The 17,001-nt window shown below is 70.2% G+C and carries 17 protein-coding genes; 8 read left to right on the forward strand and 9 right to left on the reverse strand.

From position 1 onward, the window contains the following. Positions 1 to 62 precede the first annotated feature (62 nt). The 4 genes from ABDZ66_RS06190 to ABDZ66_RS06205 all read left to right on the forward strand — a co-directional run bounded on the left by ABDZ66_RS06190 (position 63) and on the right by ABDZ66_RS06205 (position 5,513). The gene (locus tag ABDZ66_RS06190; RefSeq protein ID WP_343757203.1) at positions 63 to 1,811 is read left to right on the forward strand and encodes a V-type ATP synthase subunit A; all 1,749 of its coding nucleotides are present in this window, start codon (positions 63 to 65) and stop codon (positions 1,809 to 1,811) included. Continuing rightward, entirely contained in the window at positions 1,808 to 3,217 is a 1,410-nt protein-coding gene (locus ABDZ66_RS06195; RefSeq protein ID WP_078301214.1) for a V-type ATP synthase subunit B, read from the forward strand. Before ABDZ66_RS06190 ends, ABDZ66_RS06195 begins: the two co-directional genes overlap by 4 nt. Before the next feature lie 84 nt (positions 3,218 to 3,301). Then, positions 3,302 to 3,976, forward strand: coding sequence for a V-type ATP synthase subunit D (locus tag ABDZ66_RS06200; protein ID WP_088250127.1), 675 nt, complete (start codon positions 3,302 to 3,304; stop codon positions 3,974 to 3,976). A 325-nt stretch (positions 3,977 to 4,301) separates the two neighbouring features. After that, positions 4,302 to 5,513: a CaiB/BaiF CoA transferase family protein gene (locus ABDZ66_RS06205; RefSeq protein WP_343757204.1), complete on the forward strand. Its 1,212-nt coding sequence runs from the start codon at positions 4,302 to 4,304 to the stop codon at positions 5,511 to 5,513. Here ABDZ66_RS06205 and ABDZ66_RS06210 read toward each other — a convergent pair. The 4 genes from ABDZ66_RS06210 to ABDZ66_RS06225 all read right to left on the reverse strand — a co-directional run bounded on the left by ABDZ66_RS06210 (position 5,479) and on the right by ABDZ66_RS06225 (position 8,024). Next, a complete protein-coding gene (locus tag ABDZ66_RS06210; RefSeq protein ID WP_343757205.1) occupies positions 5,479 to 6,036 on the reverse strand; it encodes an HD domain-containing protein in 558 nt (185 codons plus the stop codon). The two genes, ABDZ66_RS06205 and ABDZ66_RS06210, sit on opposite strands and share 35 nt — an antisense overlap. A 4-nt stretch (positions 6,037 to 6,040) precedes the next feature. Beyond that, the gene (locus ABDZ66_RS06215) at positions 6,041 to 6,949 is read right to left on the reverse strand and encodes an ROK family protein (protein ID WP_343757206.1); all 909 of its coding nucleotides are present in this window, start codon (positions 6,947 to 6,949) and stop codon (positions 6,041 to 6,043) included. A gap of 323 nt (positions 6,950 to 7,272) precedes the next feature. Next, positions 7,273 to 7,551: a hypothetical protein gene (locus tag ABDZ66_RS06220; protein WP_343757207.1), complete on the reverse strand. Its 279-nt coding sequence runs from the start codon at positions 7,549 to 7,551 to the stop codon at positions 7,273 to 7,275. Next, on the reverse strand, positions 7,548 to 8,024 hold the full coding sequence (locus ABDZ66_RS06225; RefSeq protein WP_343757208.1) for an acyl-CoA thioesterase: 477 nt from the start codon (positions 8,022 to 8,024) through the stop codon (positions 7,548 to 7,550). Before ABDZ66_RS06225 ends, ABDZ66_RS06220 begins: the two co-directional genes overlap by 4 nt. Before the next feature lie 78 nt (positions 8,025 to 8,102). Between ABDZ66_RS06225 and ABDZ66_RS06230 the strand changes: the two genes are divergently transcribed. After that, positions 8,103 to 8,483, forward strand: coding sequence for a cell division protein FtsB (locus ABDZ66_RS06230; protein ID WP_343757209.1), 381 nt, complete (start codon positions 8,103 to 8,105; stop codon positions 8,481 to 8,483). 65 nt (positions 8,484 to 8,548) lie between these two features. Here ABDZ66_RS06230 and ABDZ66_RS06235 read toward each other — a convergent pair whose 3' ends face one another. Genes ABDZ66_RS06235 through ABDZ66_RS06245 form a run of 3 tightly spaced genes read right to left on the reverse strand, consistent with a single transcriptional unit; the run spans position 8,549 to position 11,336 of the window. Then, on the reverse strand, positions 8,549 to 9,868 hold the full coding sequence (locus tag ABDZ66_RS06235) for a thymidine phosphorylase (protein ID WP_343757210.1): 1,320 nt from the start codon (positions 9,866 to 9,868) through the stop codon (positions 8,549 to 8,551). 8 nt (positions 9,869 to 9,876) lie between these two features. After that, complete coding sequence (locus ABDZ66_RS06240; RefSeq protein WP_343757211.1) at positions 9,877 to 10,359, reverse strand: (4Fe-4S)-binding protein; 483 nt, start codon at positions 10,357 to 10,359, stop codon at positions 9,877 to 9,879. Further along, positions 10,356 to 11,336, reverse strand: coding sequence for a helix-turn-helix transcriptional regulator (locus tag ABDZ66_RS06245; RefSeq protein ID WP_343757212.1), 981 nt, complete (start codon positions 11,334 to 11,336; stop codon positions 10,356 to 10,358). The genes ABDZ66_RS06240 and ABDZ66_RS06245 overlap by 4 nt, the downstream gene beginning before the upstream one ends. An 87-nt stretch (positions 11,337 to 11,423) precedes the next feature. On the opposite strand from ABDZ66_RS06245, the gene ABDZ66_RS06250 reads away from it, so the two are divergent. Both ABDZ66_RS06250 and ABDZ66_RS06255 read left to right on the forward strand, forming a co-directional pair. Continuing rightward, on the forward strand, positions 11,424 to 11,918 hold the full coding sequence (locus ABDZ66_RS06250) for a DinB family protein (protein WP_343757213.1): 495 nt from the start codon (positions 11,424 to 11,426) through the stop codon (positions 11,916 to 11,918). 212 nt (positions 11,919 to 12,130) lie between these two features. Further along, positions 12,131 to 12,652: a DinB family protein gene (locus tag ABDZ66_RS06255; protein ID WP_343757214.1), complete on the forward strand. Its 522-nt coding sequence runs from the start codon at positions 12,131 to 12,133 to the stop codon at positions 12,650 to 12,652. Positions 12,653 to 12,722: 70 nt separating this feature from the next. On the opposite strand, the gene ftsH is transcribed toward ABDZ66_RS06255, so the two are convergent. Both ftsH and ABDZ66_RS06265 read right to left on the reverse strand, forming a co-directional pair. Next, positions 12,723 to 14,603 (reverse strand): ATP-dependent zinc metalloprotease FtsH, encoded by a 1,881-nt coding sequence (gene ftsH / locus ABDZ66_RS06260; protein WP_343757215.1) that lies wholly within the window; start codon positions 14,601 to 14,603, stop codon positions 12,723 to 12,725. A gap of 121 nt (positions 14,604 to 14,724) precedes the next feature. Continuing rightward, positions 14,725 to 15,201, reverse strand: a complete 477-nt coding sequence (locus tag ABDZ66_RS06265; RefSeq protein WP_343757216.1) for a hypothetical protein — start codon at positions 15,199 to 15,201, stop codon at positions 14,725 to 14,727. A 75-nt stretch (positions 15,202 to 15,276) separates the two neighbouring features. On the opposite strand from ABDZ66_RS06265, the gene ABDZ66_RS06270 reads away from it, so the two are divergent. Further along, positions 15,277 to 16,701 (forward strand): tetratricopeptide repeat protein, encoded by a 1,425-nt coding sequence (locus ABDZ66_RS06270; RefSeq protein ID WP_343757217.1) that lies wholly within the window; start codon positions 15,277 to 15,279, stop codon positions 16,699 to 16,701. Positions 16,702 to 17,001: the final 300 nt, after the last annotated feature.

Here is a 17,001-nt window from a genome sequence, read left to right on the forward strand (position 1 = left end):
GTTCTCGCTCGCGGCCTTCTGCCATCGACCTTCCGCCTTCTGCCCCTCCCAAGGAGTACCAAATGACGCAGAACAAGACTGGCGTCGTGCAGAGCATCGCCGGACCGGCCGTCATCGCTGACGGCATGTACGGCGCGAAAATGTACGACATCGTGCGCGTGGGCCAGGAGCGCCTCGTGGGCGAGATCATCCGCCTCGACGGCAACACCGCCTTCGTGCAGGTGTACGAGGACACCAGCGGCCTGACCGTCGGTGAGCCCGTGGAAACCACCGGCCTGCCCCTGAGCGTCGAGCTCGGGCCGGGCATGCTGAACGGCATCTACGACGGCATTCAGCGCCCCCTGGACAAGATCCGCGAGGCGTCGGGCGACTTCATCGCGCGCGGCATCGAGGTCTCTTCCCTGGACCGCACCAAGAAGTGGAGCTTCACGCCCACCGTGCAGGTCGGCGACACCGTCACGGGCAGCGCCATCCTGGGCACCGTGCCGGAGTTCTCCTTCACCCACAAGGTCCTGACGCCCCCCGACAAGAGCGGCAAGCTCGCCTGGATCGCGCCCGCCGGTGAGTACACCATCGACGACACCATCGCGAAACTCGAGGACGGCACCGAACTGCGCATGGCCCACTACTGGCCCGTGCGTGCGCCCCGTCCCGTCGCCAAGAAACTCGACCCCAGCCTGCCGTTCCTTACGGGCATGCGCATCCTGGACGTCCTGTTCCCCCTGGTGATGGGTGGCGCGGCCGCGATCCCCGGTCCCTTCGGCTCCGGCAAGACCGTGACGCAGCAGAGCGTGGCGAAGTACGGCAACGCCGACATCGTCGTGTACGTCGGTTGCGGCGAGCGCGGCAACGAGATGACGGACGTGCTCGTCGAGTTCCCGGAACTGGAAGACCCCAAGACCGGCGGGCCCCTGATGCACCGCACCATCCTGATCGCCAACACCTCCAACATGCCCGTGGCCGCCCGTGAAGCGAGCGTCTACACCGGCATCACGCTGGCCGAGTACTTCCGCGACCAGGGCTACTCCGTGTCCCTGATGGCCGACTCCACCAGCCGCTGGGCCGAGGCGCTGCGCGAAATTTCTTCCCGCCTGGAAGAAATGCCCGCCGAGGAAGGCTACCCGCCCTACCTGGGCGCCAAGCTCGCCGCGTTCTACGAGCGCGCCGGGGCCGTCAAGACCCTCGCGGGCGACGACGGCGCGGTCAGCGTGATCGGCGCGGTCAGCCCCGCCGGCGGTGACATGTCCGAGCCCGTCACGCAGGCCACCCTGCGTATCACGGGGGCCTTCTGGCGTCTGGACGCCGGCCTCGCCCGCCGCCGTCACTTCCCCGCCATCAACTGGAACGGCTCCTACAGCCTGTTCACGCCCATCCTGGACTCCTGGTACCGCGCCAACGTCGGCGAGGACTTCCCGGAACTGCGCCAGCGCATCGGCAACCTGCTGCAGCAGGAAGCGGCGCTGCAGGAAGTCGTGCAGCTCGTCGGTCCCGACGCCCTGCAGGACAACGAACGCCTGATCATCGAGGCGGGCCGCATGCTGCGCCAGGACTTCCTGCAGCAGAACGGCTTCGACCCGGTCGACGCCAGCGCCAGCATGCCCAAGAACTACGGCCTGATGCAGATGTTCCTGAAGTTCTACGACCAGGCCGAACTGGCCCTCAAGGACGGCGCGACCATCGACGAGATCGTCCAGAGCCCCGTCATCGAGAAACTCGCCCGCGCCCGCTACACCGCCGAAGGTGACTTCGCCGCGTACCGCGACGACGTGCTGAGCGAACTCGACACCACCTTCAAGGGAGTGAAAGCGTGACCCTTCTCCAGAAGGAATACAACGACGTCGCGTACATCTCCGGGCCGCTGCTGTTCGTGAACGCAGCCTCGGACCTCGCGTACGGCGCCATCGTGAACATCAAGGACGCCACCGGCAAACTGCGCGGCGGTCAGGTCATCTCCGTGACCGACCAGAACGCCGTGATCCAGGTGTTCGAGGAAACCCGTGGTCTGGACCTCGCGACCGCCAGCGTCAGCCTCGTCGAAGACGTGGCCCGCCTGGGCGTCAGCAAGGAAATGATCGGCCGCCGCTTCGACGGCCTGGGCCGCCCCATCGACGGGCTGCCCGAGGTGATCGCCGAGAAGCGCCTGAGCATCAACGGTCAGGCCATGAACCCCGCCGCGCGCGCCAAGCCCGAGGAGTTCATCCAGACCGGCATCAGCACCATCGACGTGAACACCAGCCTGATCCGTGGTCAGAAACTCCCGATCTTCTCGGGCTCGGGTCTGCCGCACAACGAACTGGCCGCCCAGATCGCCCGTCAGGCCAAGGTGCCCGGCCACGAGGGTGACTTCGCCGTGGTGTTCGCCGCGATGGGCCTGACCCAGCGCGAAGTCAGCTTCTTCACGCAGGAATTCGAGCGGACCGGCGCCCTTGCCCGCTCTGTGCTGTTCCTGAACAAGGCCGACGATCCCGCCGTGGAGCGTCTGCTGACCCCCCGCATGGCCCTGACCACCGCCGAGTACCTGGCCTTCGAGCACGGTTACCACGTGCTGGTGATCCTGACCGACCTGACGAACTACTGCGAGGCCCTCCGTGAAATCGGCGGCGCCCGCGAGGAGATCCCCGGTCGCCGTGGCTTCCCCGGTTACATGTACACCGACCTCGCGAGCCTGTACGAACGCGCCGGCGTGGTGCAGGGCAAGCCCGGCTCGGTCACGCAGATCCCGATCCTGTCCATGCCCGACGACGACATCACGCACCCCATCCCCGACCTGACCGGCTACATCACCGAAGGTCAGATCGTGGTGGACCGCGCGCTGAACGCCAAGGGCGTGTTCCCCCCGATCAACCCCCTGCCTTCGCTGTCCCGCCTTCAGGGCAACGGCATCGGCAAGGGCAAGACCCGCGCCGACCACAAGAACGTCTCGGACCAGCTGTTCGCCGCGTACGCCAACGGCCTGGACCTGCGCAAACTGGTCGCCATCACCGGTGAAGACGCCCTGAGCGAAACCGACAAGCTGTTCCTGCGCTTCGCGGACGACTTCGAGAACTACTTCATCGGCCAGGGCAACCAGGACCGCTCCATCGACGACAGCCTCACCGTCGCCTGGGGCATCCTGAGCAAACTCCCCCAGAGCCAGCTGACCCGCCTCGGCAAGGACTCCATCGACAAGTACTACGGCACCAAGATGGACGAGATGTGGAAAGGCAACCGCATGTGACCCCCTGACGGAAGGCGGCCCGGCCCGCGTGGCCCGGAACTCCCGCCTTCCGTCATTACCGACCGACCAGGGAGGTGAATACTTATGGCAGAACAGATCAGCCCCACCCGCAGCGCCATGCTGGCCAGCAAGGCCAGCCTGAAAACCGCGCAGAGCGGCGCGGACCTCCTGAAACGCAAGCGTGACGCCCTCATCGGCGAATTCTTCGCGCTCGTCAAGGACGCCCTCGCCGCGCGCGAGGAACTCGCCGGCGTCAGCAAGGGCGCGTACACCAGCCTGTTCGGCGCGAAAGCCTGGGACAGCCCCGAGGCCGTCGAGAGCCTCAGCCTCGCCGGCAGCGGCGACTACGCCGTCGACATGCAGATCGTGAGCATCTACGGCGTGAAGGTCCCCAAGATCGAGATCCCGGAGCGTCGCAACGCCGCCACGTTCAGCCCCATCAACGTCGGCGCGCGCACCATCCAGGCCGCCACCGACTTCGGCGGGGTGCTGGAGGCCATCGTCAAGGTCGCCGCGACCGAGACGAAACTGCGCCGCATCGGCGAGGAAATCAAGAAGACCAGCCGCCGCGTGAACGCCCTGGAACAGATCCGCATTCCGGGCATTCAGGAGGACATCCGCTTCATCCGCGGGGTGCTCGACCAGCGCGAACGCGAGGCCAGCTTCACCCTGAAGAAGATCAAGGCGAAACTGGAAGCCGAAGCCGCCAAGGACAAGGCCAACGCGCAGGCCGGAAACCACGGCAGCGCCGCCGACTGAGAACAACTCCGGTTGAATGGTTTGTCAAAACCGTTCAACCCGAGCGGATGCGAGTTGGAGCAAGGCGGATGCCGGGCGTGGAGTCGATCACCCGGTGCTGTGCCGGGTGAACGATGAAACAGACGGGATCCGTACGAAGACGCAACTGCGTTCCACGAACCGCCCCCCACCCGGAGGGCGGTTTTCTGTGCGCTGTGCGTGCGGGCGCGCTATGCTGCGCGGCAACCACAACCCTGTTCCCGCCGCGCCGCTGCCCTGTGGCTGCGCCCGTCTGACCCTTCCGAGGTGCCCGTATGCCCACACTCCTGCCCTGCCCTTCACGCCCGTGACCCCCTCCACCCTGCCCCTGAGCGGCGTGCGGATCGCGGATTTCACGCGGGTGCTGACCGGGCCGTTCGCCACCATGCTGCTGGGCGACCTGGGCGCGGACGTGATCAAGGTCGAGCCGCCGGGCGGGGACGACACGCGCGCCTGGGGGCCGCCCTTTCAGGTGGGGGAGGGGGGCCGCGAGAGCAGCTACTTCCTGAGCGTGAACCGCAACAAGCGCAGCCTGACCCTGGACCTGAAAACCCCGGACGGGCTGGACGTCGCGCGCCGCCTGATCGCCGGGAGTGACGTGCTGATCGAGAACTTCCGGCCCGGCACGCTGGACCGCCTGGGCCTGGGCTGGGAGGCCCTGAGCGCCGCCCACCCGCGCCTGATCTACGCGAGCATCACGGGTTTCGGGCTGGACGGCCCATACCGGGACCGGGCCGGGTACGACGTCGTGGCGCAGGGCATGGGCGGCATGATGAGTTACAACGGCGAGCCGGGCGGGCCGCCCCTGCGGGTGGGCGTGGCGGTGGCCGACGTGTTCGCGGGGTCGCTGGTCACGCAGGCGATCCTGGCGGCCCTGTACGCCCGCGAACGCACCGGGCGCGGCGAGCGGGTGGACGTGAACCTGCTGGAGAGTGTCGTGGCGCTGGGCAGTTCGCAGGTGGGCCGGTTCCTGGCGACGGGGGAGGTGCCTGCCCCCACCGGGAACGACCACCGGTCCATCGTGCCGTACGGGACGTTTCCCTGCGCGGACGGCTTCGTGAACATCGCCGTGGGGAACGACGCGCTGTGGCGGCGCTTCTGCGAGGCGTTGGACCTGACGGAGCTGGGCGCCGACGCCCGCCTCATCACGAACGAGGGACGCGTGACGCACCGCGCGGACCTGGACGCCCGGATGCTGCCCGGACTGGCCCGCCACTCGCGGCAGGAGGTCATGGACCGCCTGGAACGCGCGGGCGTGCCGTGCGGCCCCGTGAACGACCTGGCCGAGGTGTTCGCGGACCCGCACGTGCAGGCGCGCGGCGTGGCCGTGACCGTCCCGCACCCCACGCTGGGCGAGACGACCGTGACCAGCCCACCCTGGCGGTTTGGTGGCGAGGCCCTGCCGGTGCGCCGCGCGCCGCCCACACCCGGCCAGCACACGGCCGAGGTGCTGGCCGAACTGGGACTGCCAGGGATGGCCGGGTCTACGCCAGCCGCTCCAGAGCCCGCCTCAGATTGACGCGTGCCGGGGCGTCCAGCGCCGCGAATTCCGGCGTGAGGTACAGCCGCTCGCGGGTCAGGAAGCCCCGCAGGACCGCCGAGCGGCCCGCCCGGTAGGCGCTGTCGGGGACGTGCGCGTACTCGGCGCGGATGGCGCGGTCGTAGGCGTCGAAGGTGTCGGGGTCGGCACCCAGGATGCCCAGGTCGGCGTCCACGAACAGGGCCTCGGCCCGCGTGGTCGGGGGCGCGGCGTGGCGCGTGGCGAGAATCAGGTCTCGCACCTGCGCCTGCACGTCCACACCGGCGCCCTGTGCGGCCAGCCACGCGCCGAACACGTCCGCGCTGCGTTCCTCGTTGTCGGCGGCGCGCGGGTCGTAGATCAGGTCGTGCCCCCACGCCGCCAGTTCCAGTTCCGGTGTGAGGACGCCGCGCCCGCCCAGCGCCCGGATCAGGGACTGGACGTGCGCGGCGGTGTGGTAGGCACGCTCCGGCGCGTCGTAGAACGGCCGCGCGAAGGCTTCGGCGGCCGCCACGAGCGTCACGGGTTCAGCCGTGCCGGGCCGCGAGGGCCGCGCCGATCACGCCGGCGTTCGTGCCCAGCTGCGCGCGGCGGATCGTGACGGACGCGAAGCCCTGCGCGTACTCGTCGGCGGCGGCCTGCACGCCGTGGAAGAAGTAATCCCCGACGCTGGCGACCCCGCCGCCCAGCACGAACACTTCCGGGTCGATGGTCTTCTGCAGGTCGGCCAGCGCGATGCCGATGTGCCGCATGGCCTGCGCGACCACGCGCCGCGCGGCCGGGTGGCCCTGCTGCGCCAGCTGGAAGGCCTCGGCGGTGCTCACGTCGCGGTTCAGGGCGAAACTGGCGTCCCGGGCGATGGCGGTGCCGCTGGCGACCGCCTCGAGCGCGCCGTCCAGGCCCGCGCCGCTGACCGGGCCGCCGGGCAGCGCCGTGATGTGCCCGATCTCGCCGGCGATGCCGTGCCGTCCACGCCAGATGCGGCCGTTCAGGACGATGCCCGCGCCGATGCCGGTGCTGACCGTCACGTAGATGCTGCTCTCGGTGCCGCGCGCCGCGCCCAGGTGCGCCTCGGCCAGCGCGGCGGCCTTGGCGTCGTTCTCCAGCACCACGCGCTGCGCGAGGCGGTCACGCAGGCCGTCGACCAGCGGCACGTCGGTGAAGCCGTAGATGTTCGGCGCGAACTTCACGCGGGTCCGGTCGGCGTTCAGCGGGCCTGGAATGCCCACGCCGATCAGGCGGGCGTCCGGGTGGCGGTCCTGCAGGCGGCGGATCTCGCCGGCGATGGCGTCCAGCACGGTTTCCCAGCCGGTTTCCGGGGTGGGGATCACGTGCGCGTCGAGCAGTTCGTCGCCGCGCAGGACGCCGCTGGCGATCTTGGTGCCGCCCACGTCGATGCCGATGCTGATGGGTTCGGGAATGGAGGGGTTACTCATGGAGGCTCCTGGGCGCGGGTGCGCCGGGTCCGGTCGGGGGAGGGGCGGTCCGGGAGACGCCGATCGGAAAGGCCGGAACCCGCAACCTGGGACCGCTTCCAGTCGAGTCGTTCCGGACGGCCGGGACGGAGAAACGAATCAACAAGACCTGCTCTGCACCCAGAACTGTACCGCGCCGGACACCGACCCGGCACCCATTCGTCTGGGCACCGCCCCCTTCCGCCGCCCGCCCGGCCCCGGGGGGGGCGGGGCCGCCGCATACGGACGGCGTCTGTTCCGTTCACAACCCGGCACGGCACCGGGTGGGCAACTCCGCGTCCGGATCAGTCCCGCGCCGGGTCCTCCGGCTCGAAGCCCAGCAGCGCCAGCGCCTCGGGCAACTGCACCTCCGGCACGTACAGGCCCACGTCACCCTGATAGCCGCCCGTCTCGATCTCGATCACGGGGCTGCCCATCGACCACTGGAACGGCGTGCGGACCACGCTCACCACCCCGCCGTCCGACAGGGTGCGCCGCCAGCCCTCGGCCAGCAGGCGCGGCAGGGTGTCCAGCCGCACCCACACGTCACCCTGGTACAGCACGCGGTCCTCGTACGCGCTCACGCCGGTCCCGCCGCGCGCACCGTGACCCGCGCCACGCGCGCCGCGAACGACGCCGGAATGACCGCCGGCACCCCGCCCGCATCCACGCTCACCTGCACGGACCGCGCGAACGCACACGGCACGCCGTCCGCCAGGATGCGGGCCACGCCCGTCCAGCTGGTCCGGCCCACCCGCTCGATCAGCGTCTCGATCACGACCTCCTGGCCCAGGCGGATCTCGCGCACGTAATCCAGTTCCAGCCGCGCCAGCACCGAACGGTCATCCGCGTCGCGCAGGTCCAGCGCGCGGGACATGTCCATGCGCGCCACCTCCAGGAACTCGGCGTACCGGGCGTTGTTCACGTGCCCCATGGCGTCCAGGTCGCCGTAACGCAGCTGAATCACCGTGCGGTGCGCGTCCTGCCAGTTCAGGGCCGGAATGCGCCCCCCGTTGCCCACGGCCACGCCGCCACTCGTCTCAGATGAACCCGTCATGCCCGCAGTGTAGAGCGCACCGCCCGGCCTCTCATGTGCCCCATCCACGCCCGGGGCCGGAACGCTATGCTGACCGGCGTGACCGACGTGCCGCCCCCCCCAGTCCCACCGGCGCGGGCGACGTGGTGGCAGCGCCTGCAACGCCTGCCGCTGACCATGATGATCGCCAGCCTGCTGGCCGGCCTGGGCATCGTGCAACTGACCTTCCAGCTGGGCAACTCGGTGTACCGCACCCTGACCTGGAGCGAGGAGACCCGTCAGACCCTGACCCGCGTCGCCACGCTGGAACGCGACGTGCAGATCCTCCAGGACGCCGTGAAAGCCAGCCGGGACCCCAGTTACCTGCGTGCCCTGGCCCGCTGCCGCGGGTTCGTCGGCAAGAACGAGCGGGTGATCGTCGCCAGTGACGCCCCGGAAACCCCGCCCGGCGAGAACTGCAAGGCCCTGCGCGTTCCTTAGGGGCGTTGATGGTTGATAGGGGGGGTGTCCCTTCCATCAACCATCAACGTTCAACTCTCAACCCCTTAAAACACGCGGTCGAGGATCAGCGGCTCCGGCGCGGGGGCCTGGGCGCCCAGGGTCAGCCCCTCCGTGAGGAGGCGCGTGGCGACCTCCAGGCCGCGCCCGTCCCTGTGGTAGATGCGCAGCACGGCCTCGCCCGCCTGCACCGCCTCGCCGGGTTTGCGCAGCAGTTCCACGCCCACGCCGTGATCGATGGCCTCGCCCTTGCGTTCGCGGCCGCCGCCGAGGGCCAGCACGGCGCGGCCCACGCTCAGCGCGTCGATGCCCGTCACGAAGCCCGCCTGCGGCGCCGTGACGTCCGCGCGGCCCGGCGCCACGTCGAAGTTGCTGACGTCGTCCACGTAGGTGGCGTCGCCGCCCTGCGCGGCCACGAACGCCCGGAACTTCGCCAGGGCGCTGCCGTCCGTCAGGGTGGCGCGGGCGCGGGCGGCGGCCGAAGCCTCGTCCTCGCCCTGGGCGGCCAGCGCCTCCACGGCCAGCGCCACGCACAGTTCGGTCAGGTCGGTGGGACCCTCGCCGCGCAGGGTCGCCAGGGCTTCGAGGACCTCCAGGCTGTTGCCGGCCATGTGGCCCAGCGGGGTGTCCATGTCGGTCAGGACGGCGCGCACCTGCCGTCCGGCGCGGTTGCCGATGTCCACCATCGCGCGGGCCAGGCCGCGCCCGGCGTCCAGGGTGCGCATGAACGCCCCGGCGCCCACCTTCACGTCCAGCACGACCGTGTGCGCGCCGGACGCGAGTTTCTTGCTCATGATGGAACTGGCGATCAGCGGCAGGCAGTCCACGGTGGCGGTCACGTCACGCAGCGCGTACAGCTTCCCGTCGGCCGGGGCGAGGTCCTTGCTCTGCCCGACGAGCGCCAGGCCGATCTCGCGGGCCTGCGCGATGAAGCGGTCCTCGTCGAGTTCGCTGGTCCAGCCGGGAATGCTCTCCAGCTTGTCGATGGTGCCGCCGGTGTGGGCGAGGCCGCGCCCGCTCATCTTGGCGACCGTCTGGCCCAGCGCGGCCAGCATGGGCGTCAGGATCAGGCTGGTCTTGTCGCCCACGCCGCCCGTGGAGTGCTTGTCGACGGTGCGGGGCAGGTCCCCGAGGTTCATCAGGTCGCCGCTCTCGGCCATGACCATGGTCAGGTCGGCGGTCTCCTGTTCGGCCATGCCGCGCAGGAACACGGCCATCAGCCACGCGCTCATCTGGTAGTCGGGCACCTCGCCGCGCGTGTAGCCCAGCACCAGGGTCTCCAGTTCGGCGCGGGTGTGGGTCTCGCCGTCGCGTTTCTTGCGGATCAGGTCGGGAATGTTCACGGCATTCAGGTTCTGGGCGGTCATAGCGTAGTTTACGTCCGCCGGACGGAATTCTGTCCCTCTCCGCCCCGTTCCGCGGGATCGGCCGCGCTTTTCCATCCGACCTTGGCGTGCGTGCCGTCGCAGTAGGGTTTGTTCCCGCTCTGTCCGCAGCGGCACAGGGCGGCGCGGACCTCGCGCTGCTCACCCTGCGGCGTGTCGATCACGAGGTTGCCGCGGATCATCAGCGGACCGTCGGGCGTGGGGGTGACGGTGGTGGGTTCTGCGGGCATCTCGGCCTCCTGTCCCATGACGTAGTGCAGCGCCCCGGTGGGGCAGGTGCGGACGACCGCCGCGACCGCCTCGGCCGCGGCGCTGGCAGGCTGGATCCACGGGCGGGCCTTCGGGTCGAACACGCCGGGCAGGCCGCGCACGCAGCTGGCGACGTGCAGGCAGCGCCGCGCGTCGTAGTACACCGTGATGCCGGGGCCCGTGTACGCCTTCCCCTGCGCGAGGTCCTCGTTGGTGGGGGTCATGCCCCAGTGTACGCAGGGTCAGGCTGGGCCGGGGGGGTGTGCGCGGCGCAGCGTGCGGCCAGCCGGGCGAACTCGCCGCGCAGTTCCGGGGGGCTGTCCACGCGGAAGTCGCAGTCCAGGCCCAGCAGGAACGCCGCGAACCCCGTCAGGCCCTCGCGGGTGGTGGTCAGGCGGGTGCCGTGGGCGTCGGGGCGCAGGTCGGTTCCCCAGGTGGACACCCGGCCGCGCAGGGCTTCCGGCGGGCAGTCGAGCCACACGCTGATCGCGTGGGTGGGTGTCGGGGCGCGCAGCGTGGACCGCAGGTACGCGGCCGCGTCGAAGTCGGGCTCGGGCGTGAAGTGACGGTCCTGCACGGTCAGGGCGCTCATGCGGTCCAGCCGGAACGAGCGGCGCGCCCCGCGCAGGTGGCAGTGCGCGACGGCGTACCAGCGGCCCTCCAGATGCACGACACGGTGTACGTCCGCGTCGCGGCGCGTCTCGGGGGCCTCGGGGGCGGCGTACGTGAAGGTGACGGTGCAGGCGTCCCGCACGGCGCGCAGCAGCCCCGCGAGCAGCTGGGCGTCGGTGGGCGCCACCCAGGGGCCGGTGTCGAACTGCACGCTGCCCTCCAGGGCCAGCATGTCGGCGCGCAGGGCGTGGGGGAGGCTGCGCGACAGCTTGGCGCTGGCGGCCTCGGCGGCGGGTGCCAGGGCGTGCAGGCCCAGGTGCCGCAGGGTGCGCAGGCCCAGGGCGGCGGCCAGCGCCTCCTCGGGCGTGAACATCAGCGGGGGCAGGCGGAAGCCCGCCTTCAGGCGGTACGCGCCGCCCACGCCCCGGCGGCCCTCGACCGGAATGCCCAGGTCCTGGAGGCGGGCGACGTAGCGCTGCACGGTGCGCGGGCTGACTTCCAGGCGGCGGGCCAGGTCGGCGCCGCTGACCTCCTCGTGGGCCTGCAGGAGTTCCAGGACGGTCAGTACCCGCATGCTCGGGTCGTACATGCCTTCATGGTAATCGCAATAGGCGTCACGTTCTGACGGGAATCCGGATTACGCTGGAGGCAGATTCAACCCCAGGAGGTTTCACCCATGACCGCACCCGCTGCCGTGTCCGCCGCTGTCCTGTCGCCCGCGCTGTCCATCCCCGACTTCATCACGCACTGGCAGGGCCACCGCGTCCTGACCCGCCGCGTCATCGAGGCCTTCCCCGAAGACCAGCTGTTCAGCTTCTGCCTCGGCGGCCTGCGGCCCTTCGGCGCGCAGGCCACCGAGATCCACCTCGTGGACGCCATGACCGTCACCGCCCTGCGCGGCGGCGGGTGGCCCGAACCCGACTGGACGACCGGCCCCACCGACCGCGCCAGCCTGCTGACCGCCTGGGACGCCGTGAGCGCCGACCTCGCCGACCACGGCCCGCACACCGACCCCGCCTTCTTCACCCAGCTGCACGCGCTGCCGTGGGGCGAGATGCCCGGCTGGGTCGCCGCGATCTACGCCGTGGACAACGGCCTGCACCACCGCGCCCAGGGCTACGTCTACCTGCGCGCCCTCGGCATTGAGCCCCCCGCCTTCTACGAGCGGTGAACGCCGTGCCCACGCCCGACACCCGGGCCAGCCTCCCGACCCGGCTGGACCGGCCCTCCCCGCCGGGCGCAACGCCGGACCGACACGCGGACCCCCGGTGCGGCGGGCGGCGTCCCGTAGAGGACGAGGCCCCCGCACGACACCCCCCCCACGCGCCGCAGCGTCCCACCAGGGGCATCCGCTGCCAGCTGCCCTGAACCCCCGGAGACCGCATGACCGACCTGACCCTGCTGCTCGAAGCCTTCCGCCGCAACGCCCGCGTGAACGACACCCTGATCGCCGCCCTGACGCCCGGGGAGTTCGCCCTGACCGACGGCCATGGCGGGTGGACCGTCGAGCGGCACCTGCGGCACATGGCGCGCTTCCGCGTGGGCTGGCTGTGGAACATCAGCCGTGACCACGCCACGCCGCTGCTGAACCCGGACGAACTGGACGCCGACGGCGACCCGCAGTGGCGCTGGGCCAGCGCCCCCGCCACCCACCTGCCCGAAGCGCTGGCCGCCGGGGACGCCGCCGCCCTTGCCGCCGTGGAGGCGCACCGCGCGTCCGGCGAGCCCTTCGCGGACCCCTGGAACGAGGGCACGTACCGCAGCGACCCGGCGCACTTCCTGATGCATACCATCGTGCACGACAGCCACCACCGCGGGCAGGTCCTGAGCCTGCTGCGTCAGGGAGGCCGCACGCCCGAGCAGATGGACGCGCTGGACGGCCACTGGGCGATCTGGCGCGGGTAGCGCCGCCTGCGCCCGTGCAGAAACGCCCCCACCGGTTCAGGGTGGGGGCGTCGGCCTGTGCAGCGGGAGATCAGGCGGGCGGCACCTTGGCCAGCTCGGGACTGACCGCCTGACCGTTCACGCGGGCGACCGCCTCGCGGACCACGTCACCGGTGATCAGTTCCTGGGACAGCAGCGCCTCGGCGACCTCGTGCATGGCGGCGCTGTACTGCTGGACGATCTCGCGCGAGCGTTCGAAGGCGCGGGTCAGGATGCGCTTGACGTCCTCGTCGACCAGCTGGCTGGTGTGCTCGCTGAACGCCTTGGGTTTGGCCATGTCCTCGCCCAGGAAGACGGGGCCGCTGTCGGTGGTGAGGGCCATGTTCTTGAAGTTCTCGCCCATGCCCCACTCCAGCACCATCTTGCGGGCGATGTTCGTCGCCTTGCGGAAGTCGTCGGCCGCGCCGCTGGTCACGCTGCCCATGAAGACCTCCTCGGCGGCGCGGCCACCCAGCGCCACGATCAGCTGGTTCTCCAGGCGTTCCTTGCTCATCAGCACCTGCTCTTCGGGCAGGTAGAACGCCGCGCCCAGCGCCCGGCCACGCGGAATGATGCTGACCTTCTGGAGCTTGTCGCTGCCGGGGATCACGGCGGCCGTCACGGCGTGCCCGGCCTCGTGGAAGGCGATGGCGCGTTTCTCGGCGTCGCTGATGGTCAGGCTGCCGTTCTCGAGGCCCAGCGTGATCTTGTCGAGCGCGCGGTAGAAGTCGCTCATGTCGATCACGGTCTTGCTCAGCCGCGCGGCTTCCAGCGCGGCCTCGTTGGTGACGTTCTTCAGGTCCGCGCCGCTGAAGTACGGCGTGCTCTTGGCGATCTCGTTCACGTCCACGCCGCTGCCGATGGGCTTGTTGCGCAGGTGGACCTTCAGGATCGCCTCGCGCTCCTTGAGGTTCGGCAGGTCGATGGTGACCTGACGGTCGAAACGGCCGGGGCGCAGCAGCGCGGGGTCCAGCACGTCCGGGCGGTTGGTGGCGCCCAGCACGATCACGGAGCTGGCCTTATCGAACCCGTCCATCTCCGAGAGGATCTGGTTGAGGGTCTGTTCGCGCTCGTCGTGACCGCCGCCGATGCCCGCCCCGCGCTTGCGGCCGATGGAGTCGATCTCGTCGATGAACATGATCGCCGGCGCGCTCTTGCGGGCGTCCTCGAAGAGGGTGCGCACGCGGCTGGCGCCGACGCCCACGAACATCTCCATGAACTCGCTGGCGCTGACCGAGAAGAACGGCACGTCGGCCTCGCCGGCAATCGCGCGGGCCAGCAGGGTCTTACCGGTGCCGGGAGGGCCGACGAGCAGCACGCCCTTGGGGATTTCCGCGCCGATCTGGTGGTACTTGCCGGGGTTCTTCAGGAAGTCCACGACCTCGATCAGTTCCTTCTTGGCTTCCTCGTGACCGGCCACGTCCGTGAACTTGGTCTGCACGCGGTTTTCCTTGCCGTACTTCTTGGCGCGGCTCTGGCCGAACTGCATGACGCCGTTCTGGCCGCCCTGGGCACGCATGAAGAAGAAGTACATCATCCCGAACAGCAGGATGATCGGCAGGAAGTTCAGCAGGATCCCCAGCCACTGGCTGGGCTGCTCGAAGCGCAGGTCCACGTTCCGCTGGTCCAGCTGCTCGATCAGGCCGCTGTCGGGGGTGGCGACGCTGCTGGGCAGCCGCACCGAGAAGGAACTGGTGGTGGTGGTGCGGGGAGGCTGGCCGGCCGGCGTGGGCAGGGGGATCGGCGTGGCTTCCTTGAGGGTGACGGTCGCGGTGCTCTCGCGCACGATCACCTGGGCGACCTTGTCCTGCTCCAGCAGCGCTTTGAATTCGTTGTAGTTCACGCTGGTCCTGCCGCTGATGGGCGCCTGCGAGAACATGAGGAACAGGGCCAGTACGAACAGAACGATCAGCCAGGGATTGAGCCGTTTCAAGAACAGTCCTCCGGGGGAGTGAATGGGGCGTTCGGGGCACCCGTGGCCCCACTGAAGTTGAGTGTACCAGACTCAAGGTGTATGAAATTGTCCCGATTTCACAGCCTTCCTCACCTGCGCTTTAGCCTTCGGCAACCTTCGCCCGTGCCGCCCGGCCACTGCGCCGCCACGCCACCCCCAGCGCCAGCAGACCCAGCGGCACGCCCACCCATACCGCCAGAAACAGCGCCACCGGCAGAACGTTCAGCGCGATCCCTAGCCACTGGCCGCGCCCCTCGAAGCGCAGGTCCACGTTCTGCGCCTCCAGTTGCGCGGCCAGCGCACCGTCCGGCATCACCGCACTGTCCGGCAGGCGCACCCGTACCCGCTGACCGCCGCGCAGCCACGCCTGAACGTCCCCTCCGTCCCGCATGACCACCCGCTCGACCCGCCCATCCGCCACCAGTTCCCGGAACGCCGCCCCGCTGACACGGCCGCCCCCCGCGTGTTCCAGCGCCCGCCAGCCCAGCCCTCCCAGCGCCGCGAACCACAGCAGGGCCACCACGCCGCCCACCACCCACCCGTTTCCCCGTCTGCCCGTCTGTCCGCCGCGTGTCATGGCGCTCACCTCATCACGCCGCGCCCTGGCCCGCAACCACCCAAAGCATGACCGGCCGCGCTATCCTGAGGAAGAATGATTGACGTGGCCACCACCTGGCAGCAAGTCTGCGCGGCACTCGCGGGCGGCGACTACGACACGGCCTTCTCGGTCATGGAAGCGGCCATGCAGGAAGCCCGCCGGCCCGAACGCGCCCGCCTGGCCCTGCTGGCCGGCAGCATGCACGCCCTGTACGGCGACGCCGCCCTCGCCGAGATCGGCGCCGCGCTGCGCGAGGCCCGCACCCTGGACCCCGCCCTGCGCGCCGACCCGCTGTACCTCGCCCTGATGGCCGAACTGGAGGCCCGCACGCACGGCGACGGTGCCCCCCCACCCCCCCAGGCCGCGCAGGACGCGCCGGACCCGCTGGCCCGCTTCCACGCCATGTGCGCCCTGGCACTGGCCGAGAAACCCCAGGCGGCGCTGGACCTGCACGTGCCCAGCGCCGACCTGCCCGAACACCTGCGCTGGCGGCTGCGGTCCTGGGAGGCCGACGCACACGAACAGCTCGGGCAGACGGCCGAGGCCATCCACCTGTACGGCGAGGCCGCGCACCTGAGCAGCGGCATGAACCGCGCCGTCATGCTGCAGGAACAGGCCGCGCTGCTGCTGCAAGAAGGCCAGCCGGACGCCGCGAACGCCGCCCTGAACCAGGCGCGGCCCCTGTACCCGGCCCACCCGGGCCCCGACGAGCAGGAAGAACACGGCCTGAACCTCGCCACCTGGCATTACCTGCGCGCCCAGGCCCAGCTGAACCTCGGGCAGCCGGACGCGGCGCACGACATGATCCGCGAGGCCGCGCGCCTGGAAGCGCAGTACGGCGACCCCAGCTACGGCGTGGCGCTGGTACGCGGGCAGGTCCTGACCCACCTGGGGCAGCAGGAGCAGGCCATCACGGCCTTCGAGACGGCCCTGGCCCTCGCCACCGAGACGGACCGCCCCTACGCCAACCATGAACTGGGCGTGGCGCTGCTGGACCTCGACCGGCCGGTCGAGGCGCGCGAGAAACTCGAGGCAGTCCTGAACGAACCCGAGTACCCCTACCTGCCCGAGGTACTGGCCGACGTCGCCGAGTGCGACTACCGCCTGGGCCGCCTGCAGGAGGCGCAGCTGGAAGCCGAGCAGGCGCTCTCGCAGGGCGCCGTGATTCCCGCCAGCCTGGTGCTGGGCAGCGTCGCACTGGACTACTTCCAGCTGGACGAGGCACTCGAACACTACGAGCGCGTGATCCGCGAGGCCGCGCCCGCCAGCCGCGACTGGATCACCGCGCACCAGATGGCCACCGACGTGATGGCCCAGCAGGGCTTCCCGGACCCCGCCGCCGCGTACGCCCACGCCCAGCAGGCCCTGACGCACACGCCCGACAGTGATGACTGGCACGTGACCCTCAAGGATCACCTGCTGAAGGCCGAGACCCTGATGGCCCAGAAGGGCGGCAGCGGCGGCCGCATGCTGAACTGATACGGACTCCGGTTGAATGGCTTACAAAGCCGTTCAATCCGAGCGGATGCGACTCGGAGAGCTGCTCCGCAGAGAAGGAGCAAAACGGGTTCCGGACGTGGAGCCGGCAATCCGGTGAACTTCCGGATTGTTGGCGAAACAAACGGAATCCGTATCATACGGACTCCGATTGAATGGGCTGCAAAGCCCGTTCAATCCGAGCGAAGCGAGTGGGAGCTGGGCGGGTTCCGGTCGTGGCGTTGGCCACCCGGTGAAGGTCCGGGGTGTCAACGAGACAAACGGCAGTCCGTATCAGCGCCT

Source organism: Deinococcus depolymerans, from assembly GCF_039522025.1.
In the GTDB taxonomy this organism is placed as follows: Bacteria; Deinococcota; Deinococci; order Deinococcales; family Deinococcaceae; genus Deinococcus; species Deinococcus depolymerans.